Origin of the sequence: Kitasatospora arboriphila (assembly GCF_039528095.1) — a bacterium.
GTDB classification, from domain to species: Bacteria; Actinomycetota; Actinomycetes; order Streptomycetales; family Streptomycetaceae; genus Kitasatospora; species Kitasatospora arboriphila.
The window spans coordinates 1-20013 of sequence record NZ_BAAALD010000036.1 but is presented as its reverse complement, the minus strand read 5'-3'; the positions used below and the strand labels follow the sequence as shown (position 1 = coordinate 20013).

The 20013-nt window shown below is 74.0% G+C and carries 20 protein-coding genes; 6 read left to right on the top strand and 14 right to left on the bottom strand.

Translation table 11 applies throughout. The features are described from left to right. Nucleotides 1-3 precede the first annotated feature (3 nt). Together ABD353_RS19480 and ABD353_RS19475 are read right to left on the bottom strand one after the other, a co-directional pair. Nucleotides 4-309: a hypothetical protein gene (locus ABD353_RS19480; RefSeq protein ID WP_344624918.1), complete on the bottom strand. Its 306-nt coding sequence runs from the start codon at nucleotides 307-309 to the stop codon at nucleotides 4-6. 98 nt (nucleotides 310-407) lie between these two features. Further along, nucleotides 408-1361: an alpha/beta fold hydrolase gene (locus ABD353_RS19475; RefSeq protein WP_344624917.1), complete on the bottom strand. Its 954-nt coding sequence runs from the start codon at nucleotides 1359-1361 to the stop codon at nucleotides 408-410. A 103-nt stretch (nucleotides 1362-1464) separates the two neighbouring features. On the opposite strand from ABD353_RS19475, the gene ABD353_RS19470 reads away from it, so the two are divergent. Continuing rightward, on the top strand, nucleotides 1465-2310 hold the full coding sequence (locus ABD353_RS19470) for an AraC family transcriptional regulator (RefSeq protein ID WP_344624916.1): 846 nt from the start codon (nucleotides 1465-1467) through the stop codon (nucleotides 2308-2310). Nucleotides 2311-2468: 158 nt separating this feature from the next. Here the strand turns inward: ABD353_RS19470 and ABD353_RS19465 are convergent, their stop codons facing one another. Next, nucleotides 2469-2789 carry a UBP-type zinc finger domain-containing protein gene (locus ABD353_RS19465; protein ID WP_425555201.1) on the bottom strand — a complete coding sequence of 107 codons (321 nt, stop codon included), beginning with the start codon at nucleotides 2787-2789 and terminating at the stop codon, nucleotides 2469-2471. 459 nt (nucleotides 2790-3248) lie between these two features. Between ABD353_RS19465 and ABD353_RS19460 the strand changes: the two genes are divergently transcribed. After that, entirely contained in the window at nucleotides 3249-3893 is a 645-nt protein-coding gene (locus ABD353_RS19460; RefSeq protein ID WP_344624915.1) for a dihydrofolate reductase family protein, read from the top strand. Between the two features lie 77 nt (nucleotides 3894-3970). On the opposite strand, the gene ABD353_RS19455 is transcribed toward ABD353_RS19460, so the two are convergent. After that, the gene (locus tag ABD353_RS19455; RefSeq protein WP_344624914.1) at nucleotides 3971-4258 is read right to left on the bottom strand and encodes a hypothetical protein; all 288 of its coding nucleotides are present in this window, start codon (nucleotides 4256-4258) and stop codon (nucleotides 3971-3973) included. A gap of 205 nt (nucleotides 4259-4463) precedes the next feature. On the opposite strand from ABD353_RS19455, the gene ABD353_RS19450 reads away from it, so the two are divergent. Then, nucleotides 4464-5138: a hypothetical protein gene (locus ABD353_RS19450; protein WP_344624913.1), complete on the top strand. Its 675-nt coding sequence runs from the start codon at nucleotides 4464-4466 to the stop codon at nucleotides 5136-5138. Nucleotides 5139-5185: 47 nt separating this feature from the next. Here ABD353_RS19450 and ABD353_RS19445 read toward each other — a convergent pair whose 3' ends face one another. The 7 genes from ABD353_RS19445 to ABD353_RS19415 all read right to left on the bottom strand — a co-directional run bounded on the left by ABD353_RS19445 (nucleotide 5186) and on the right by ABD353_RS19415 (nucleotide 12773). Next, on the bottom strand, nucleotides 5186-6808 hold the full coding sequence (locus tag ABD353_RS19445) for an FAD-binding oxidoreductase (RefSeq protein ID WP_344624912.1): 1623 nt from the start codon (nucleotides 6806-6808) through the stop codon (nucleotides 5186-5188). 92 nt (nucleotides 6809-6900) lie between these two features. Then, nucleotides 6901-7248, bottom strand: coding sequence for a hypothetical protein (locus ABD353_RS19440; RefSeq protein ID WP_344624911.1), 348 nt, complete (start codon nucleotides 7246-7248; stop codon nucleotides 6901-6903). A 288-nt stretch (nucleotides 7249-7536) separates the two neighbouring features. Further along, nucleotides 7537-8976 (bottom strand): transglycosylase family protein, encoded by a 1440-nt coding sequence (locus ABD353_RS19435; protein WP_344624910.1) that lies wholly within the window; start codon nucleotides 8974-8976, stop codon nucleotides 7537-7539. A gap of 138 nt (nucleotides 8977-9114) precedes the next feature. Further along, nucleotides 9115-10935, bottom strand: a complete 1821-nt coding sequence (locus ABD353_RS19430) for an NlpC/P60 family protein (protein WP_344624909.1) — start codon at nucleotides 10933-10935, stop codon at nucleotides 9115-9117. 408 nt (nucleotides 10936-11343) lie between these two features. Beyond that, nucleotides 11344-11697: a hypothetical protein gene (locus tag ABD353_RS19425; protein WP_344624908.1), complete on the bottom strand. Its 354-nt coding sequence runs from the start codon at nucleotides 11695-11697 to the stop codon at nucleotides 11344-11346. 7 nt (nucleotides 11698-11704) lie between these two features. Continuing rightward, nucleotides 11705-11869 (bottom strand): hypothetical protein, encoded by a 165-nt coding sequence (locus ABD353_RS19420; protein ID WP_344624907.1) that lies wholly within the window; start codon nucleotides 11867-11869, stop codon nucleotides 11705-11707. Nucleotides 11870-12191: 322 nt separating this feature from the next. Next, the gene (locus ABD353_RS19415; protein WP_344624906.1) at nucleotides 12192-12773 is read right to left on the bottom strand and encodes a TetR/AcrR family transcriptional regulator; all 582 of its coding nucleotides are present in this window, start codon (nucleotides 12771-12773) and stop codon (nucleotides 12192-12194) included. A 139-nt stretch (nucleotides 12774-12912) separates the two neighbouring features. Between ABD353_RS19415 and ABD353_RS19410 the strand changes: the two genes are divergently transcribed. Together ABD353_RS19410 and ABD353_RS19405 are read left to right on the top strand one after the other, a co-directional pair. Then, nucleotides 12913-13887: a LuxR C-terminal-related transcriptional regulator gene (locus ABD353_RS19410; RefSeq protein ID WP_344624905.1), complete on the top strand. Its 975-nt coding sequence runs from the start codon at nucleotides 12913-12915 to the stop codon at nucleotides 13885-13887. A gap of 301 nt (nucleotides 13888-14188) precedes the next feature. Then, entirely contained in the window at nucleotides 14189-14614 is a 426-nt protein-coding gene (locus ABD353_RS19405) for a BrxA/BrxB family bacilliredoxin (RefSeq protein WP_344624904.1), read from the top strand. Nucleotides 14615-14674: 60 nt separating this feature from the next. On the opposite strand, the gene ABD353_RS19400 is transcribed toward ABD353_RS19405, so the two are convergent. The 3 genes from ABD353_RS19400 to ABD353_RS19390 all read right to left on the bottom strand — a co-directional run bounded on the left by ABD353_RS19400 (nucleotide 14675) and on the right by ABD353_RS19390 (nucleotide 17594). After that, nucleotides 14675-15574: a phosphotransferase gene (locus ABD353_RS19400; RefSeq protein ID WP_344624903.1), complete on the bottom strand. Its 900-nt coding sequence runs from the start codon at nucleotides 15572-15574 to the stop codon at nucleotides 14675-14677. A 96-nt stretch (nucleotides 15575-15670) separates the two neighbouring features. Further along, a complete protein-coding gene (locus tag ABD353_RS19395) occupies nucleotides 15671-16282 on the bottom strand; it encodes a DUF6461 domain-containing protein (protein ID WP_344624902.1) in 612 nt (203 codons plus the stop codon). 163 nt (nucleotides 16283-16445) lie between these two features. After that, nucleotides 16446-17594 (bottom strand): hypothetical protein, encoded by a 1149-nt coding sequence (locus ABD353_RS19390; RefSeq protein WP_344624901.1) that lies wholly within the window; start codon nucleotides 17592-17594, stop codon nucleotides 16446-16448. 375 nt (nucleotides 17595-17969) lie between these two features. Between ABD353_RS19390 and ABD353_RS19385 the strand changes: the two genes are divergently transcribed. Next, nucleotides 17970-20013: WGR domain-containing protein (locus tag ABD353_RS19385; RefSeq protein ID WP_344624900.1), on the top strand; the 2044-nt coding region annotated here is incomplete at its 3' end.

Genomic DNA, 20013 nt, shown 5'->3' with positions numbered 1-20013 from the left:
GGATCACGGCCCGGGCATGCCCGGACTCGCGGAGCTGTCCACGGCCCGGACCCGGAGCTCACCGCTCCAGCCTTCGCAGCGGACGCCACCCGAGGAGAAGTCCAGCTCCAGCGCCACACGTCCCGTCCTCGGCTCCCACTCCTCCCTGACCCCGAGAACGGCGTCCCCGATGTGGCACGCGAACGGGGTCTCCTCCTGCGTGGGCCACACGTCGATTCGCCCCCACTCGCCCATGTCGTAGCCCTCGTACGGCTCCGACGCCTCGACCACCAGGCACCAGTCCGTTCCGCTCATGAGGTGGGTGGACACCCCGTGATCATCGATCAGCCAGAGGTCGACCGGGGTGCCGTCCCTCCTGCCTCCGTAGACGTGCCACGAGGCCACGAGGCGGACCAGCCGCCGACCGATCAGGGACGCCGGTTCGATCCCGGCCCCGTGGGCACGGCATACAGGGTGCAAGGGCTCCACGCCAGGACGGTACCTCGTCGCTCATCGCAGCTCACCTGCATAACGGGACGGCCCTTGGACGCCGCTTCTCCGGCGGCCGAACCCGAGGTGACCTCGTCAGCGCGCCATACGTCAGAGGACGAGTCGGCACGGGCCTCGGCTTCCTGGCGGGCGTCGTCCTCCCGGCTCTCCTTGTCGGGCGACGTGCCGACCACTGCAGCGTCCTCGCCGGGTCCGTCCGCTCCGTCGAGCAGGAGGGCGGCGACCGCCCGCGGGGCCTCGCGCATCGCGTTGTGGGCGGTCGGCAGGTCGTGGACGGTCCATGCCGGGTCGGTGAGCAGCCGGGCGCGCTGGTCGGCGAACGGTGTGCGGTCCTCCCATCCCGAGCAGTAGACGAATTCGCGGCGGGGGACGTCGGCGTGAGCGCCGGTGAGGCGGACCGTCTGCAGGAGGGCGGCGAGCGGGTGGGGGCGGCGGCGGGGGTCGCCGTCCGGCCGCCACGGGGGTTGGACGGCGTAGCCGGTGGTGGCGGCGCCGGCGACGAACGACTGCCGGTAGCCCTCGTTCATGAGGGACCAGCACGAGTCGCCGTCGCGCGGCACGCAGGCGTCCAGGTACACCAGCCGGGAGACCCGGCCGCCGGCGCGGTCGGCGGCGGCGGTGATCACCATGCCGCCGTAGCTGTGGCCGACCAGCGTCACGTCGTCGAGGTGGGCGCGTTCCAGCCGGCGCAGTACGTCGTCGGTGTGGGTGTCGAGGTTGGCGGTGGCGATCGTGGCGGGGTCGTCGTGGGGGTGCAGGCCGGTCAGGGTCAGGGGGTGGACGGTGTGGCCGGCCCGTTCCAGCAGCGGGACCACCGCCTCGAACGCCCAGGAGCCGTGCCAGCCGCCGGGTACGAGAACGAACGTCGCCATGGGGGCTTCCCCTCTCTGCTCGGCGGTGGCACCGGGGGCACCGCTCATGACGGGAAGTCTCGTCCGCGCGCGTCGTGGCGTGCCATCGATACGATGCCGTCCGATGCCCGTTCGCCGCCAAGCCCGCCCGGACGCCGGCGCCACGTCACTGACGTGGCCCTCCGGCGGTCGTCACCTGTGGCCCTCGGGCGGCGGCAGCGGAGCGCAGGCGCACGCCCGCGGGCACCTGGTGTACGCGGCCCGTGGTGTCCTGGTGCTGCACACCGAGAGCGGGACGTCGATCGTTCCGGCCAACCGCGTCGCGTGGACGCCGGCCGGGTCCACGCACCGGCACCGCGCCCACGGGGAGACGGACATGCGGATCGTCTTCCTGTCGCCGTCCCTGGCCCGGCTGCTGCCCGGGCGTCCGGCGGTGTTCCGCGTCTCCGGGCTGGCGCGGGAGGTCCTGCTCGCCCTGACCGGCCCGCGCGGCGGCGGCCACGACGACGAAGACGGAGCGGGCGCCGGTGTCGACGGGGGCGACGGCGGTGGGGCGGTGCCCGGGTACGGCCGCGCCGCAAGTGGACGCCTGCTGCGGGTGCTGGTCGAGGAGCTGCGTGAGGCCGACGAGCAGCCGCTGCACCTGCCGCACCCGCGCGACGACCGGCTGCGGGCGATCGAGCAGATCCTGACCCGGACGCCGGACGACACCACCACACTGGCCGGGCTCGGCCGGCAGGTCGGGGCCAGCGCCCGTACCCTCAGCAGGCTGCTGCGCGACGAACTCGGCATGACCTTCTACGAGTGGCGCACGCTGGTGCGGGTGCACCACGCGCTCGTCCTGCTCGCCGAGGGCCACGACGCCACGTACACCGCCCACGCCTGCGGCTGGGCCAACCCCAGTGGCTTCATCGCGGCGTTCACCGACCTCGTCGGCACGACCCCGGGCCGCTACCGGGCCGGCGGCTGACGCGGGGCCGGGTCCGGTCGTTTCCCGCGGATCATCGGGCGGTGCGGTCCCCGGGCGGGCGGCCGCGCTGCGTGGCGGCCCCGGCCGGGTCGGCGGTGGCGGTGGCGGTGTCGCACCTGCCGGCGGCCCCTGCCTGCGGTCCCTGCCGGCGGCCCCGGTCAGGCGGGGCGCAGGAAGACCTCGTCGGTGTAGCACCAGGCCCAGTCCTCGCCGGGTTCGAGCGAGCGGGCGACGTGGTGTCCGCCGTGGGCACGGGCGTGCCGGTGGGCGTGCTGCCCGGACGAGCTGTCGCAGCACCCGACGTGCCCACAGCTCAGGCAGGCCCGCAGGTGGACCCAGGTACGGCCGGCCCGCAGGCAGTCCTCGCAGCCGGGGGTCGTCCCCGCGGACACCTCTCGAAGCCCGTCCAGATGCCCGCAGGTCCGCTGGACGACCAGGCCCGGATCCACCGCGACGCGCCATTCATGCCGCTCGTTCACGGCACCCACATTACGCACCGCCCCCCACCGCGACCCGACGACCGGCACCGGCCGCGCCGCGGCGCAGCGCGGATCGTGATGCTCGAGCGACCCGGGACCGGGCATCACCAGCCCCACCGGACTCCCGGCCCTGTGTGCAGCGCGTCGAGCGGGAGAAGAACGAGGGCCGGAGTGGTCCTCACCGAGAACCCGGCAGCTCTGAGCACCGACTACGCCCAGGCCGGTGCGGTGCTCGCCTCCTGCCGCGTGCTGGTCTTCCCGACGGACCCGCCCGCTGCCGTGTGAACGCTCCCGGGCCGGCGTTCTCGACACGCGCCGGGGCTGCTGCCGGGCGTCGCCGGGGCGCCGACCGCGGCGCAGCGTGGTAATCAGTGACACCTGGGTGCCGTCGCGGCGAGGAGTGCGCCGGTTCCCCGGGTCCGGCCGTCCGGCTGGGACGAACCCTCTTCGGGAGTGGGCATGGGCCTCATCCACATCGAACTGTTCGCGACCCTCGACCTCGTCGGGCAGGCGCCCGGCGGGCCCGACGAGGATCCGGTGGGCTTCCCGTTCGGCGGCTGGCAGGCGCCGTTGATGGACGAGGTCGCCGGGGCGCAGGTCGGTGCCGCGTACGAGGGCACGGACGCCCTCCTGCTCGGCCGGCGGACGTACGACATCTTCGCCGCGTACTGGCCGCATCAGGAGGGCGGCGCGGACGACGGGATCGCCACGCTGTTCAACCGCGTCCCGAAGTACGTGGCCTCCCGTGGCAATCCCGATCTCTCGTGGGCCGGGTCCACCCGGCTCGGGCCGGATCTGGCCGGCGCGGTGCGCGAGGTCCGCGACCGGCACGAGCACGTGAAGGTCGTGGGGAGCCTGAACCTGGTGCAGACCCTCCTCCGCGAGAAGCTCTTCGACCGTCTCGACCTGTGGGTGCATCCCATCGTGCTGGGCGTCGGGAAGAAGGTGTTCGACGGGGGCGCGGTGCCGACGAACCTCACGCTCCTCCAGCCTCCGACAGCCGGTCCGAGGGGCACGGTGTACCTGCGCTACGGGCTCGCCGACGGCACGCCCGCGACGGGCGACATGAGCGCGCCGGATCGCGGTGCGGGTCGCGACGGCTGAGGGGGGCAACAGGCCTCCCCCACCGGCCGCGGGGCGGGGCCGCACGTTCTCCGTACTGTCCGGACCGGCCTTCGCGGTCAGGAGCCGGGGGTCCAGGCGTTGTGCAGTTCGACGACGTCCTGCGGCGCGCCGGTGACCGGGATGCCGGCCTTCTCCAGGAGCGGCATCACCACCGCGGCGAACTTCTCCATCGCCTCCCGGCTCTCCCAGACGTCGTACACCTCCAGCGCCTGGTCGCGGACGAACGCGGCGTGCGACAGGCACCCCTCGAACGGGTTCCCGGGCAGCGCGTGCAGCGCCGCGTTCAGTGCGTCGTACTGTTCCGCCGTGACGCCCGGCATCCGGCCGTGGACGAGAACCGCCATCACAACCTCCTCTGGAAACGGGCCCGCCCCTGCTCGCCGCCACTCGTGCGGCCGTTCCAATCTCCGGCCGGCACACGGTCGGCGCAACCGCCCGGGGGCGGGCCCCGCGGGCGACCCGGGGGTGTGCGGTTCCCGGGACGGTCGTGTCGGCCGCGGGCCGTATCGTTGCGGTGATCATCATCGGATCGCACACACGGGGGCTCGCATGACCGTTCACCGGCCGGGACTGCCGGAGGACCTTCCGCCGGCGGAGAAGCTGTGGGCGCGCTGGGCGCTGCTCGCCGCCCTCGAGGCGACCACCGAGCACGAGGAGCGCCCGCCGCGCCACCGGACGGGCCGGTGGCTCGACGACGAGGGCCTCCACTGGGACGACTGCGGCTGCACCTGGTGGGTCATGTCCGCGCAGGGCGACGGGCGGTTCGTGCTGTACGGCGAGGACGAGGCGAGCGACGTCAAGTGGTACGAGCCGGCGATCGACGTGCTGGCGGGCGGCCCGGACTGGCTGCCGTACGAGGAACTGCGGGACCGCCTCGAAGGGTGCGAGATCGGCTGCGTCTACTGGTACGAGAACGGTGCCTGGGCGCGGGCGCCGTACCCGGACGACCTCGGCGACGACGGCCTGGACTGCGGCATGGGCGACTTCATCGACCGCGGCGAGGTGCTGGGCGAACTGGCGAACCGTCTGGACGGCACGGTCGACGGGCCGAGCGCGGACAGCCTGCTGGCCGACGCGGAGGCGTACCGGCTGGCGCCGCACGGGCTGCTGGAGCGGCTGGGCGCGACCAACCGCCACGACGATCCGCTGGACCGGCCGGCCCTCGTCCGGGTGCTGGCCCGTGCCGGTCTGACGGGCGGGTTCGCGGGGGCGGACGCACGCTGACGAGCCGCTCGGGCCGGCCCCGAGCCGTCTCCCGCCCGTGGGCCGCGTCAGCCGCCGAGCGGCACGGCCTGCGGGAACCGGAACAGTCCGGTCGGGTCGTACGTGCGCTTGACGCTCCGCAGCCGGGCCGCGTTCGCCCCGTAGTAGGCCTGCTCCCAGCCGTCCAGGCGGGGGTCGACGTAGTTCTGGTAGGCCTGCCCGCTCGCGTAGGGACGCATCGCCGTCCACACGCCGTCCAGCCAGCTCCAGGAACGGTCGGCGTCGGTGCCGCCGGTCGCCCCCGGCGGGAAGTCGGCGGTGTACTGCGCGGTGAAGAGGCCGTCGCGGTGGACGAAGGCGGTGTCGCCCGCACCCACCCGGTTGATCGCGCCGCCCAGGGCGTCGAACGCCACCCCGGCGCTGCCGCCCTGCGGGCCGGTGCGCGGGTAGCGTTCGACCGCGGCGACCAGGGCCCGGGCGCCGGCGTCGTCGATCGGCCGGGTGAAGACGTCGGACTTGGCGCCGTACGACTCCCGGGGCACCCGCCCGGCCGGGTCCTGGCCGGGCAGGCTGCCCGGCAGGTGCGAGGCGGCCTGCGAGTACCCGGAGACTCCGCCCATCGCCTGCATGGTCGCCAGGTAGGACGCCGCGTGCAGCTTCGGCGCAGTCGGGGCGACCGTCAACCGGTCGATCAGGTCGGCGAGTTCGCCCTTCGGGCCGAGGTAGGTGACGGTGCTGCCCAGTTGGGTCCGGCCGTCCGCCCACACCAGCAGGTGCAGGTCCGCCCAGAGTGCGTCCGGCGCGGTGGGCGCCCAGGCCTGCCAGGCGGCGATGACGGCCACCGCCTTGGACCACGGCCAGCTCAGGAAGGCGTACGAGCAGTCCGCGGCGGGGTGCGTGCGGAAGGAGAACGAGGTGACGATCCCGAAGTTGCCGCCGCCCCCGCCGCGCAGCGCCCAGAAGAGATCGGGCTCGGACGAGGCGTCGGCCGTCCGGATCCGGCCGTCGGCCGTCACCACCTCCGCCGCGGTGAGGCTGTCGCAGGTCAGTCCGTAGGCCCGGCCCGTGACGCCGATCCCGCCGCCGAGCGTGAGGCCCGCGACCCCGACCGTCGGGCAGCTCCCGGCGGGCACCGTGACCCCGGCGGCGGCCAGCCCGGTGTACACGTCGATGAGCCGTGCCCCGGCGCCGACCCGTGCCCCGGCCGCGTCCCCCGACACCCCGGCCAGCCGGCTCACGTCGATCACCAGCCCGCTCCCGGAGGACCAGCCGGCGTAGCTGTGCCCGCCGCTGCGCGCGGCCACCGGCAGCCCGTACCGGCGTGCGAAGGCCAGGCAGGCGGCCACGTCCTCGGCGTGGCCCGGGTAGGCGACGCCCTGGGGCCGGAGCGTGTCGTACTGCGGCTGGAACAGCCGGCCGGCCGCGGCGTAGCGCGCGTCGCCGGGGCGGATCAGCTGCCCGTCCAGGTCCTGGGCCAGCCCCGCCCAGTCGGCGGGCTTCGGCGAGCCGGGGGACGGGGACGGCGACGCGCTCACGGGGGTCGACGGCGCGGCCCCGGTCGAGCCCGTCGCCCGCGGCGAGCCCTGCGACCCCGCCCCGCCGCCCGAACACCCGGCGAGGCCGGCCGTACCGGCCGCACCCAGCACGCCGGCCGCCAGGACGGCCCGGCGGGAGACGGTCCGCTCCGCCATGTGCCGACTCCCCTCTCTCGATCTCGGGTCTTCGCCGTGAGGTGCCCGCCGACGCCGTCGGCCACCACCGGTGCGGCGCCGCACGAAACCGTTCAGGCCTCGGGATCGGCGACGGCCGCGGCCCGCAGCAGCGTCACTTCCGCCTCCAGTTCGGCGACCCGCGCCTCCAGCCGGCTCACGTCCCGCAGGGCGTCCCGGCGCCCCTCCTTGTTGCGCTTGGCCACATCGCTCAGGGTGTCCACCCGGTCCGCGAAGGCATCGCGTTCGTCGGCGATCGGCTGCACGACCTGGACCGCGACCACCTCGGCGATCCAGTTCACCCACGCCGCGATGTGCCGCTCCCCCTCCGAGTCCCGGAGCACGGCACCGTGCAGCCCCGTGACCATGGCCGGGCCGATGGCCTCGGCGATGCGCGCCTGCGGACCGAGCGGCTCGGACACACCTGCTCCTGACGGTGGGAGGGACGGACGGCCACCGGAAGGCGACTCGCCACAGATTCTCCCACGCACCGCGCCTCCCCCCTCCTCTGCCCGCCTCTGCCCGCCTCCGCCCGGTGGCCCGCGCACGTCCGGCGCTGCCGCCCCCGTGACTCCCCTCCCGCCGAGCCGGGGGAACGGCGGTGGAGCCGGCCGCGCCGACGACCCGTCCTGCGCGGCGGGGCGCCGGGCCGGGGGGACGGAAAAGCGGGCGTCCGGTCCGTGGACCGGACGCCCCTGGCCGGGTGCGGGTTACCGGGCGGTGGGGAGCTTGACGGTGAGGCTGGTGGGGACGCTGACCACGTCGTTGAGGCTGAGCTTGCCCTGGCCGAAGTCGGCGGCGGTCAGCGCCTTCTTGCCGCCGTCGTTGACGCACTGCCAGACCGTGGCGCTGTCGGGCGACAGGAGCAGGGTGCCGTTGCTCGGCGCGGTCCTGGCCGCGGCGGCGGCTTCCCAGGCACCGGGGACGGGGGTCAGCGGACGCTTGTCGTAGCCCAGGCCGGTGTAGTCGGCGTAGCTGAGGGGGACGGCCATGCCGCCGGCCATCACGTACACGCTCGGGTCGGCGCCGGAGGCGTTCTTGACGACGGTGCCGTCGGCCACCGGGCGGGCGACCGCGGTGGCGAGCCAGGCGCCGGGGACGCCCATCAGGGTGTGGGTGTCGTAGCCGTCGGCGGTCCACTCGTCGGCGGAGATGTGCAGGGCGGCGCCGGCGGCCATGACGTAGCGGCTCGCGTCGGTGCCGGACTGGTCCATCAGGACGGTGCCGTTCGACGGCGTCCTCACCGAGGCGGCCTTGAGCCAGTCGGTCGGGACGCCCATCAGGGTGCGGGTGTTGTAGCCGTCGGCGGTCCACTCGGCGCCGGAGATGTGCAGGGCGGCGCCGTCGACCATGACGTAGCGGCTCGCGTCGGTGCCGGACTGGCCCATCACCACCAGGCCGCTGGGCAGTCCGCTCGCGGCGGCGGCGGCGAGCCAGGAGGAGGGGACGCCCATGTCCGGCCGGGTGTTGTAGCCGTCCGCCGTCCAGTCGGCGGCGGAGATCGGCAGGGCCGCGCCGGCCACCGCCACGTAGCGGGAGGCGCCGCCCGCCTGGTCGTGGACGACCGTGCCCGCCGGCGGTGTGGTGGGCAGGGCGTTGAACGCCGCGTCGTCCACCAGCACGATCCGGCTCAGGTCGTAGCCGTCCGGGCCGACGTCCGAGCCGGCCACCGGCAGGCCGGCCCCGCCGATCATCACCTTGACCGAGGGTCCGCCGGGCGACTTGACGAGCGTGCCGCTCGGCAACGAGGACGGGGTGGGGTAGGAGGTCGTGGCCGGGTACGGGTCGGCGTGGTCGCCGCCCAGGCCGGCCAGCGGACCGCAGTGGGGCCAGGCGCCCTCGCCCTGCGAGGCGAGGACCTTCTCGGCGATCAGGATCTGCTGCTGCTTGGTGGCGCGGTTGGCGTACTGCGCGTACTGGCTGCCGCCGTAGCCGAGCCAGGTGCTCTGGGAGAACTGGAGGCCCCCGTAGTAGAGGCCGTTCGCCGAGACGATCGACCAGTTGCCGCCGCTCTCGCACTGGGCGACCCGGTCCCACGTGGACACCGAGGCGGCGGAGGCGTGCCCGCCGAGTGCGAGCGGGGCGGTGAGGGCGAGCAGCGCGGTGGCGGTGAGGGCGCGTACGGACTTCTTGCGGGCACTGGCGGTCATGACGGGTTCCCCCCTGGAACGGAGCGGGTCGAGGTCGGGCGGGGCGGTGCGCGGGGCAGCCCGGGCGGGCCGGGCCGCCCCGTGGGCACGGTGCTGGTGCGGTGCTCGTGCTGGCGCGGGCGCGGTGCGGGCGCGGGGTTACTGGGTGACGGTGGGGAGCTTGGTGGTGAGTGCGGTCGGGACCTTGACCACGTCGGTGGCGTTGTAGGAGCCCGCGGTGGCGGCCTTCTTGCTGCCGCCGTTGACGACCTGCCAGACCGTGGTGCTGTCGGACGACTGCAGCAGGGTGCCGTCGCTCGGGGCGGCCTTGGCGGCGGCCGAGGCCTCCCAGGTGCCGGGGACCGGCCGCAGCGGCTGCTTGTCGTAGCCGAAGCCGGTGAAGTCCGCGTAGCCGAGCGGGACGGCCATGCCGCCGGCCATCACGTAGACGGACGGGTCGGCGCCGGAGACGTTCTTGATCACGGTGCCGTTCTTCAGCGGACGACCCACCGCGCCGGCCTCCCAGGTCTCCGGGACGCCGACCACCGGCTGGTTGGCGTAGGAGGTGGTGAACTCGGCGTTGGTCAGCGGCAGGGCGGAGTTGTTGACCATCACGTACACGCTCGGGTCGGCGCCTGCCTGGCCCTTGATCAGGGTGCCGTCCGCGACGGTGGAGTCGACCGCGCCGGCCAGCCAGCCACCGGGGACGCCCATGAGCGACTGCCCGTTGTAGCCGTCGGCGGTCCACTCGTCGGCGGAGATGTGCACGGCCGCACCGGCCACCATGACGTAGCGGTTGGCGTCGGTGCCGGACTGGTCCATCAGGACGGTGCCGGTCGGCGGGGTCTTCGTGGCGGCCTGGGCGAGCCAGGTGCCGGGGACGCCCATGAGGGGCTGGGTGTTGTAGCCGTCGGCGGTCCACTCGGAGGCGGAGATGTGCAGGGCGGCGCCGCCGATCATCACGTAGCGGCTCGCGTCGGTACCGGCCTGGTCCATCACCACCATGCCGGCCGGCAGGGTGGCCTTCAGGGCGTTGTTCAGCCAGGAGGTGGGCACGCCCATGTCCGCGACGGTGTTGTAGCCGTCGGCGGTCCACTCCGCGCCGGTGATCGGCAGCGCGGCGCCGCCGACGATGACGTAGCGGCTGTTGCCGCCGGCCTGGTCGTGGACCACGCTGCCGGACTGGAGCGAACTGGGCAGGGCCCAGAACTTGGCGTCGTCGACGGTGACGACCCGGCTCAGGTCGTAGCCGTCCGGGCCGACGTCCGATCCGGCGACGGCCAGGCCCGCCCCGTTGATGATCAGCTTGACCGTCGGGTTGCCCGGCGACTTCACCAGGGTGCCGGTGGGAAGGGTCGCCGGGTCCGGGTAGCCCTGGGGCTCCGACGAGTCGACGATCTTGTTGTAGCGCAGGCCGTAGTAGCCCAGGCTCTTCAGGTACGAACGCGAGTAGGTGGTGTAGCGGGTCGGGTAGTCCGTGCCCGACTCGGTGAAGACATTGGCGTTGGTGTGGCTGCCGTCCGTCCAGCCGGCGAACAGGACGACGTGCGTGGCGCTGTTGATCGCGTCCCCGGGCTTGAGGTCATCGAGGCTGGCCAGCCGGGTCGAGACGGAGGGGAGGCTGTCGGTGGTCAGGCTGCTCGTCAGCTGCCACGCCATCGAGACGAGCCCGGAGCAGTCCTCGCGGTAGCGGCCGCCGGTCGCGCTGTCGGCCCACCAGCCGTACGGGGACTGGAGGCCGTGCGGGCTGTACGGGACGAGGTTGTTGACCCAGTCCTGGGCGCGCTGGATCGCCTGGGAGCGGGTGACCGGGCCGCCCGGCGCGGCGCCGCCGCCGAGCGTGCCGGTGGACGTCACCGACTGGTAGCCGGACACCACGGTGTCGGCGTGGGCGGGCAGGACGACCAGGGCCGCGGAGGCGAGGCCGGCGGAGAGCACAGTGGCGACAGCGGCGACGGCGGTGCGCTTGCGAACGGACATGAGGGATTCCCATCGAGGTTGATCCGACGAATGGTCGGAGGAGTGAACTGACTGGGCATGGCCCGGTCCGGGGCGCGGACGGCTGCCCTGCAGGAGCAGCCGGGACGTGGGACGAGGGCATGCCGGACGCGTTGGGCGCGCTGGGCGCACGGGATCCGTGGTACGGGGAAGGCGGTCCGTGAGTGCGGTGCACATCCGGTGCGCGAAACTCCGACCGGCCGGAGCAGCCGCGCTACGAGGAACAGCGCTCACCCGGGGAGACGGCGGCGTGCGGGATGTGACGGTGTGCGGCGGCCGAGCGGTCATGCGCTCCGGACAGCCGGACGCCTCGGCGTCAGGGTGTCAGAGCGTCAGGGCGCCCTGGTGATCGGATGCGCGGGTGCTCCGGCGGTGACGCCTTCCGGACGGTCAGCCGCTGCGGTCGTCGCGGACCGTGGCGGTGTCATCGGCTGCGCCGCTGTCGGGAGCCGGGGAGCTGTCGGGGGCCAGGTAGCGGCTGCGCAGCAGGGGCGAGGCCCGGTGGCAGCGGGCGAGCAGGGCACCCGCTCGCTGAACGGCACCCGGCGCCTCGGGGTCGGACGGAGTGCGGGTGAGGAGGTAGAGCAGGAGGTCGATGCGGTCGTCCTCACTGCGGGCCGACGCGTGTTCGAGACCGTCCACGGGCCGGGCGTGGGCCCACAGGGCCCCGACGACCTCGGCCGCTTCCCCCGCCCGGGCGGGTTCGGGCCGCCTGCGCTTCAGGCTGGCGTAGACGATGTCCATGCCTCCGTCACCCCCAGGTGAGGTTGTCGGACGAGGACGCGGTGGCGGACGGGGCGGTGACCGACGGGGTGACCGAGTCCTGGACGGCGGTGGCGGTGGGCGCGGAGAGGACGACGGTGCCCAGCGCGAGGGCGGCGACCGCGGTGGCCTGGGCGATACGGGTGCGGATCATGGCGGCACTCCTTGTGGTGACGTGACGGACGGGTCGCTCTTCACCGGTCGTGCGTCCCGCGGTTGACGCTCCGTCCGGCTTGCCGTCCGGGACTGTCTCCCTGCCGGCGATCAATAGCTTCGCCCAGGCCGGAACCCCCGGAAAGGGTTTCCGGCTGTCGCCAACTCGCCTGGCGAGATACCGACATTAGATAATGTCCATGACAATACAGTCGGCAGGTACCGAGCCTGCAGGTGGAAGGGCCGACCGCGCGGCGCACGGGCGGGACACTCCCCCGGCGACAAGCGGCAGTTGCACCTGCCCGCCGCTCGGCGGGCCGTGCTCAGCGCGCGCGGAGGCCGTTCAGGAGCCACTCGACGCGTGCGGTGGTGTCGTCCGGGTCGAGGGGGTCGGTCCCGAGCAGGAGGCGGTAGTAGACCGGGCCGAAGAGGAGTTCGACCATGGTGCGGGTGGGGACGTCGGCGCGCAGTTCGCCGGCCGCGACGGCCTTGTCGAGACGGTCCTGCCAGCTCTTGTTGCGCGGTTCGAGGAACTCGGTGAGCAGGTCGCCGGCGAGACGGGCATCGCCCTGGGCGTCGGCGACCAGGCCGCGCCAGATCGTCCCGAGGTCGGTGCCCAGGGCCTCGATGACCCCCTGGGCCGCGGCGACCATGTCGGCGACGACGTCGCCGGTGTCCGGGACCCCGGAGAACGGTCCGGTGCGGTCGTTGAGGGCTTCGAGGACGACGGCCGCCTTGCTGGGCCACCAGCGGTAGATGGTCTGCTTGCCGACCCCCGCCGCCGCGGCGATGGCCTCGACGGTGACCTTGGCGTAGCCGTCGCGGGCGGCCAGTTCGAGAGCGGCGTCGAGGATGGCGCGGTGGGAGCGGGGGTTGCGCAGATCCGGATTCGGTACGGGGGCCATGACCACGGATTCTTTCACGAGACGGTCCGCCCCGTCTTGACGCGGTCGACCCCGTTCGACCAGCATGTGCGAAGCGAAACGAGACGTATCGACTCGTCGCTCTGATCAAGTGAATCGGTGCAGCTGGGGGGCTCACATCGTGCTGGAGACTGTCGGCCTGACCGCCGTGGCGGGCGCCGTGTACGAGGCCATGCTCGACCAGCCCGGCATGGGCGTCGACCAACTGGCCGCGGCCTGCGACCTGAGTCCCGCCCAGGTCCACGACAGCCTCGACGAACTCGCCGCACTCATGCTGGTCCGCGGGTCCACCGAGCACCCCGGGCGGATGCGCGCCGTCAGCCCCGAGATCGGACTCGCGGACATGCTCGCCCGCCAGGAGGCCGAACTCGCCGCCCGCCAGGCCCAGCTGGCCGCCTCCCGCGCCGCGGTCACCCGGATGGTCGCCGACCGCGCCGAACACCGCACCGCCCACGGACAGCGCCTGCTCGGCATGGACGCCATCCAGACGCGGCTCGAACAGATGGGCCGCGACGCCCGGACCGAGGTCCTGGGCGTCCACCCCGGCTCCGCCATGCGGCCCGAGGACCTGGCCGCCGGACGGCCCGCCAACGCCGACGCCATAGCCCGCGGCGTCACCATCAAATCCCTCTACCAGGACGCCACCCGCAACGACCCCCACACCACCGCCTACGCCCACTGGCTCCTCAGCCTCGGCAGCGAGGTCCGCACCGCCCCCGTCCTCCCCCAGCGCCTGATCATCGTGGACCGCACCCAGGCCCTCGTCCCCGTCGACCCCACCGACACCCGCAAGGGCGCCCTCCACGTCACCGAGCCCGGCATCCTCACCGCCCTGCTCGACCTGTTCGACCAGGCCTGGCACACCGCCGTCCCCCTCGGCGCGACCCGCCCCACCGACCCCACCAGCGGCCTGACCGGCACCGAACGCGAACTCCTCCGCCTCCTCGCCGCCGGCCTCACCGACGACGCCGCCGGCCAGCGCCTCGGCATCTCCTCACGCACCGTCAGCCGCCACATGTCCTCCCTCATGGAACGCCTCAACGCCACCAGCCGCTTCGAAGCCGGCATCAAAGCCGCCCAGCACGGCTGGCTCTGACCCCGCACCCACCAGCGACCCGGGTCCCCGGGGGGCGCCCGGGCGCGGACCGGCGACCTCCGGCGAATCGGGCCGACGGACTCGGTCCCGCCCCGCACTGCTCGCGGGGCGGGACCGGCGCTCTGCCAGGACATCAGTCACCGAGTCGGCGGGTCGGCGAGTCGGCGAGTCGGCGCGCGGTGGTGCCCCGGGACGGCGGACCGGCGACGCGGCCGGACCGAGCGGTCGAACGCGGCGCTGCGACCGGACCACGGATACGCTTCGTACAGGATTCATCTCTCTGCGTGAGGAGCCGCCCGCCATGCCGTACTCGCCGCTGCTGATCAAGCCGATGAAGGAAGAACTGACGTCGATCGGGTTCAAGGAACTGCTGACCGCGGACGAGGTCGACGCCGCGATGGACGGCGCGAACACCGGCGTGACCCTGGTGGCCGTCAACAGCGTGAGCGGCTGCGCGGCGGGCATGGCCCGACCGGGGGTCCGCCTCGCCCTGGAGAGCGACGGGAAGCACCCGGACCGGCTCTTCACCGTCTTCGCCGAGCAGGACGTGGAGGCCACCGCGAAGATGCGCGGCTACTTCCCCGACATCCCGCCGTCCGACCCGTCGTTCGCCGTCTTCAAGGACGGCGAACTCGTCTACTTCGTCCCGCGCCACCGCATCGAAGGACGCAGCGCCCAGGCCGTGGCCGCCGACCTCACCGCCGTGTTCGACGAGTTCTGCCAGTAGTCCCGACCGGCCGCCACCGCTGAGAGGCCCCGCCCCGCACTGATCGCGGGACGGGGCCTCTCAGCGGCCGTTCAGGACACGGTCAAGCGCCGACCGGCCTGCGGGCCGCCACTCCGGCTTGCCGCCGGGCAGGCCGCGGTCCCCGCTCTGGCCCATCAGCATCAGGAAGAGGCTCTTCATCGCGGCCAGCCCGCGCGCCCGCCGCACCGCCGCCGCGTCCGCTCGCGCGTAGCCGTCGAAGAACCGTGCGGCGCCGCCGGCGGGGAGCAGCAGCCAGGCGGCCGCGAGGTCCCACGCCGGGTCGCCGGCGAAGAGGGCGCCGAAGTCGACGACGCCCGCCAGGGTGCCGTCCGCGACGACGACGTTCGCAGGATGGAGGTCGCCGTGCACCCACACCGGCGGGCCCTCCCACGCAGGGGCCGCGACCGCGTCGTCCCACACGGCCCGAACGTCGTCCTCGGGGACGGGGCCGAGGTCCACGGCCTGCAGGAAGTGCTCGAAGCCGTCCGTGCAGTCCTTGGGGTGAGCGCCGAAGTCCGAGGCCGTGGGCGCGTCGGCGGGGGCCTCCACGTGCAGGGCCTTGAGGAAGGCCGCCAGGGCGTCGGCCGCGTGGTCGCCGCGGGTGATGGAGCCGTGGTCCAGCGGCGTGCCCTCGACCCACGTCATGACGGTCCAGATCTTCGGGAACCGCTCGGACGGTGCACCGTCGCGCACCGGTGTCGGGATCGGAAGCGGCAGGCGCGAGGCCAGCACCGGCAGCCAGCGACGCTCCTTGAGCTGAAGCTCGGGCGAGTCGTCCATCCGCTGCATCCGGACGGTCAACCCGTCCCCGAGCCGCCACATCTGGTTGCCCCAGCCGCCCGCCACCTCACGGATCGGCAACTCGGCCAAGTCCGGATGCTGTTCCCGCAGCAGAGCGCGGACCAGATCCTCGCTGATCTCGATCTCGGATTCGACCACGAGCAGTCACAGTAGTCGAGCCGGGCGGAACGGGCCCGCCCTCCGGGAGATCCGGTTCCACCGACTCGGGCCCGGGTGGTCGCCGAGACCCTCCTTTCAGGGAATGTCCCAGGCGGGCGTGTTCTCGAAGACCTCGGCGTTGGGGATCTCCGCCGTCCTCAAGGGCCCGGTGAACCACGGTCGTTCAATGGTCGTGCCCATCACGCGCTCGGCCAGCAGGAACAGCTTCGGGCCCCAGAACTCGGTCGGATCGGTGACGTCGATCAGGCCGTCGCACCACGCGGGGTCCCAGCGCGTGTCACCTTCCCGTAGCGGCGTGACGGGCCCGTAGGCCTCCTCATGGACGACGAGGCCACCGTCGACGGCGTAGTGAACGGTGCTCCTGCCATGGACATCGAGGTGGATCCCGAAGCACCTCCCACCACGCGACAGGTCGCGCAGCACGCCGGGCACCGCTCCGGTCCATCCGACGAACTCCAGGGCGAAGACGACACCGCCGACCGTGCCCACGCCCACGTGGTCGCGGCGCTCGGGATACTCCGGTTGACGACCGTGGATTTCGTCGAGCGAAAGAGGTCCGGCAGCGTCCGGAGCGCCGCCGAACCTCCGTATCACCTCGTCCTCGGTGATCCCCTCGATGAGCGTGAGGACCGGATGGAAATCGTCCTCCTCAGCGGTCCAGCCGAACCGGTCCTCGTACACGGCCATGCCGCATGCATAGCAGTCGTTCCCGACAGCTCACGCGACCGCATCAGCGGGCCGTCCTTCATCGCCCGCCGCAGTGAAGAGCCGGACCCCGCCCGCACGCACGCGATGGTCTTTGCAGGTGGTTGTACGCTCAGCGGCCAAAGGCACGTAAGGGTTCGCCGGGTCAGTGGTAGGCGGCGTCCGTGTTCTTGGTCGGGCGTTCCTCGGGCGGCAGCGGCTTCAGCCCGGCCTTCGTCACCGCGACCGCGCGGGCCGCGTGGAACGCCTCGACCGGATCGCCCTGATCCGCCCAGACCTCGGCGCCGCACCAGCGGCCGATCAGCCGGAACTGCTCCACCGCCGCCTCGTACATCGCGGCCTCACCGAGGTAGTACGCCAGCAGCTGCCGCAGGCCGGGCAGCTTGTCGTTGTCGGCCGGCACCTCGGCCAGCGCGTCCGCCACCGCCCACAGCCGCTGCCGCGCCTCGGGACCGATCGGGAGCGCGGAGCGGCGCTCCCGGAGCTCCGACAGGGCATGCAGGTAGATGCCCGCGAGGGGGCTGCCGGCCGGCGCGCCGTCCATGGCGCGCTCGGCGAACTCCGTCATCTGCTTGTCGGAGCCGAACCACTTGGCGCACCAGTACTGCATGCCCTGCCAGTGGCCCTCGTAGTGGTGCGGGGCGCGGGCGACGAGCCCGGCCCACAGCGGCCGGAAGCGGTCCGGCTGGTACTGCGCGCCGCGTGCCGCCGTCACCATGACCACCCACGGACCGGGGTTCTCCGGCGCCAGTCGGGTCGCCCGCTGCGCCGCCTCGATCGCCGCGGGGAGCAGCGCCCGGAACTCCGCCATCCGCTCCGCCGGTACCTCGCGGGCGTACCCCGAGCCGCGCACCGCCCAGGCGCGGTGCACCATCAGGTCCGCCTCCAGGGTGGCCGCGTCGCAGTCGCCCGGGTCCGCGTCGCGCCACTTCGTCAGCCACGCGTCGTCCTCGCGGGCGATCGCCCGCAGCAGCTCGAAGCGGTTCCAGTGCTCGTCCCAGTCGGTGCCGGCCGCCTTGATGTACGCGGCGGCCGCCCGCCAGTCGCCGCCCCAGACGGTGTTCGCCAGCTCCTGCGACTCCTCGCGCGCCCGCTCGCTCTGCGGCGGGCCGGACCGGCGCGCGTCCAGCGCCTCACGCGGCACCAGGCCGTACGCGGCGGCGTCGAAGGACACCGGCGCCCGCCGGGCGGGGGCCGACGCCGCCGGGGAGGAACTGCCGCCGGAGCCGCTCCGCATGCTGCGGACCACGACGAAGATCAGGAAGATGACGAGCGGGGCGATGAAGTGTGTCACGCGCGGAGATGATCCCGACTCGAACAGCCGGCGGCAACTGCGTTTCCCGCCCGCCTCTGTGGCAGCCCCGCACCGTCGCGGCCGGGCTCGGCAGCTGCCCGCCGTAAGCCTTCGCCGGGAGGAGCGGAACCGAGCTCGACGCGGACGGCCACCGGTCCCACGCCGGGCCGGTCCACCGGCACGCGGAGCACGGCTGCATGGGCGGGGAGGGAGAGCACCGTCAGCGGCGGCTTCCGCGCGCAGTGCGGCCGGCCGCGGCCCGTCTCCGTTGCGCGGACGGCGTTCCCGTGGCGGGGCTGAGCCCGGCGGACGCCCTGTCGGTGGGCATGGCTACTGTTCCTCCCCTGATCAACCGTTCGAGGAGAGGGCGGAGCTGTGCGGCGCTGGGAGTTCGTCGAGGGTGGCTCGGACAAGTTCTGGGAGGCCGCGGTCGACGGTGTTGTGGTGACCGTGCGCTACGGCCGGTCCGGCACCGACGGGCGGGAGCAGAGCAAGGAGTTCCCGACCGCGGAGGCGGCGCAGGCGCACTTCGCCAAGACGGTCGCCGAGAAGGAGCGCAAGGGCTACCGCGAAGCCACCGCCGGTACGGCGCCCACCCCCGCGCAGCCGGTCGCGGCAACCCGAGCGGCCGCCGCCCCCGTCGCCCCGGACTCCCCCGCCCCCCAGGGCGCCCCCGCGACCACGACCGCGACCACGGACCTCCCGGACACCCCGGGCACGCCGGACGCCCCGCTCGACGAGGACACCTTCGTCCTGCCGGACGCCTGGCGGCGGATCCTGGTCCCCCGCCGCGGCGGCGTCGCCCGTGCGACGACCGCGCCGACGCGGAACGCACCGGCGAAGCTCAGCGCCCTGATCGCGGAGCAGGCGGAGTGGGTGGAGCAGGCGCTCGCCTCCTCGCACAGCGATGCCGACCTGGTCGCGGCCGCCCGCACGCACCTGGGAGGTGTCACCGACGCGCGGGGTGCCGCGGTGGTGGCGGCGCTGGTCGCCGACTCCCCGGAGGGCTACCGCCGGGCGGTGGACGGCTGGGTGGTGGAGCACGGCCTGCCGTTCGCGGCCCGGGCGGTGGTCGAGCTGCTGGAGGTCTACGTGACCTCGGACTCGTCCAACTCGCGCCGGTTCAATCCGCGGGTAGGGACGGCCAAGCACCGGCACCGGGCGTCGGTGGCGCACCGCCCGGCCGTGGACCGCGTCCGTGCCCTGCTGGCGGTCTGCGACGAGGAGACCCACGCCGCCGTGGTCGAGGCCCTGGCCGGCTGCCGGCGGAACCTGCCGCGCCTGGTGGCGGCGGTGTACCTGGTGCCGTCCGAGACGGCCTGGGCCGAGGAGTGCGTCCGCGCGTCCGCGGGGCTCGACACGGCCGCGTGGTCGATGCTGCTCTGCTCGCTCTCCTCGGCCGAGCCGCTCGAAGAGCTGGACCGCCTGCCGGGCCTCGGCTGGGACGGCTGGTCGGCGGAGGTCATCGCCACCGTCGCGGAGGGGCTCGGCGGTGGCGCCGCGCCGCTGCTGCTGCACGCCCTGGCGCACGACTACCTCTACAGCGACCGGCGCAAGCAACTGCTGGCCGCACTCGCCGAGCTGCCGTCCGACGACGCCTTCCGCGGCCTGCTGACCCATCAGGGAGACGACAAGGCGGCCCGCGGGGCCCTGGTGGCGTCGGTCCGCCGCTACCCGCGCCGGGCCGTCCGGCTGCTCTCCGAGGCCGCGGCGACGTCCGCCGATCCGGCCGCCCGGCAGCTCGCCGGCCAGCTCCTCACCGCGCACGTCGCCGCCCACCGTGCGATCGCGCTGGAGCTGCTGCCGGAGCTGACGCCGGAGCAGGCCGCCGTGGTGCAGCCGCTCACCGAGGTGGCCGACCGGGTGCCGGACGTCCCGGTCGCCTCGCTGCCCGAGCTGTTCACCAGCCCGCCGTGGACCCGGCCGCGTTCCACCGCCAAGCCGCGCGTACTGAGCGGCCTCACTGCGCCGGACGGACCGCACGCGCCGGACGGACCGCACGCGCCGGACGCGACAGGCGGGCCGCAGCTGCGCTGGCTGCCGGGCGAGCAGGACGCCTGGGCGATCTCCGAGTCCTGGTACGCGCGCTGGTCGGACGGCGACTGGCAGCGGATCGCCGACACGATGCGGGCCGTGGCCGAGCGGCCCGGCGACCCCCGGCACCACTCAAACCGGCACGAGGAGCTGGGGCTGTTCGCGTACGGCGACGAGGAACTGGGCCGTCCGCTGATCGCGGGGTGGCGCGGCGGCGAGCACATCTGGGACGCCGTCGGCGCGCTGCGCCGGGTCGCCGCCCGCTTCGGGACGGACGCGCTGGAGCCGATGCTGGCCGCCGCGCAGCACAACCCGGCCGCCCACGCGTCGCTGCTGCTGCCGTACCTGGACGGCCGGGTGGCCGCGACCATGGCGGACTGGCTGG

Excerpts from the sequence above, each read along its gene's own strand:
- ABD353_RS19470 (WP_344624916.1), top strand. The coding sequence starts at position 1,465 with ATGCCCGTTCGCCGCCAAGCCCGCCCGGACGCCGGCGCCACGTCACTG.
- ABD353_RS19425 (WP_344624908.1), bottom strand. The coding sequence starts at position 11,697 with ATGGACATCGTCTACGCCAGCCTGAAGCGCAGGCGGCCCGAACCCGCC.
- ABD353_RS19445 (WP_344624912.1), bottom strand. The coding sequence starts at position 6,808 with ATGGCGGAGCGGACCGTCTCCCGCCGGGCCGTCCTGGCGGCCGGCGTG.
- ABD353_RS19395 (WP_344624902.1), bottom strand. The coding sequence starts at position 16,282 with ATGGCCGTGTACGAGGACCGGTTCGGCTGGACCGCTGAGGAGGACGAT.
- ABD353_RS19430 (WP_344624909.1), bottom strand. The coding sequence starts at position 10,935 with ATGTCCGTTCGCAAGCGCACCGCCGTCGCCGCTGTCGCCACTGTGCTC.
- ABD353_RS19420 (WP_344624907.1), bottom strand. The coding sequence starts at position 11,869 with ATGATCCGCACCCGTATCGCCCAGGCCACCGCGGTCGCCGCCCTCGCG.
- ABD353_RS19475 (WP_344624917.1), bottom strand. The coding sequence starts at position 1,361 with ATGGCGACGTTCGTTCTCGTACCCGGCGGCTGGCACGGCTCCTGGGCG.
- ABD353_RS19450 (WP_344624913.1), top strand. The coding sequence starts at position 4,464 with ATGACCGTTCACCGGCCGGGACTGCCGGAGGACCTTCCGCCGGCGGAG.
- ABD353_RS19435 (WP_344624910.1), bottom strand. The coding sequence starts at position 8,976 with ATGACCGCCAGTGCCCGCAAGAAGTCCGTACGCGCCCTCACCGCCACC.
- ABD353_RS19405 (WP_344624904.1), top strand. The coding sequence starts at position 14,189 with ATGCCGTACTCGCCGCTGCTGATCAAGCCGATGAAGGAAGAACTGACG.
- ABD353_RS19460 (WP_344624915.1), top strand. The coding sequence starts at position 3,249 with ATGGGCCTCATCCACATCGAACTGTTCGCGACCCTCGACCTCGTCGGG.
- ABD353_RS19455 (WP_344624914.1), bottom strand. The coding sequence starts at position 4,258 with ATGGCGGTTCTCGTCCACGGCCGGATGCCGGGCGTCACGGCGGAACAG.
- ABD353_RS19415 (WP_344624906.1), bottom strand. The coding sequence starts at position 12,773 with ATGGCCCCCGTACCGAATCCGGATCTGCGCAACCCCCGCTCCCACCGC.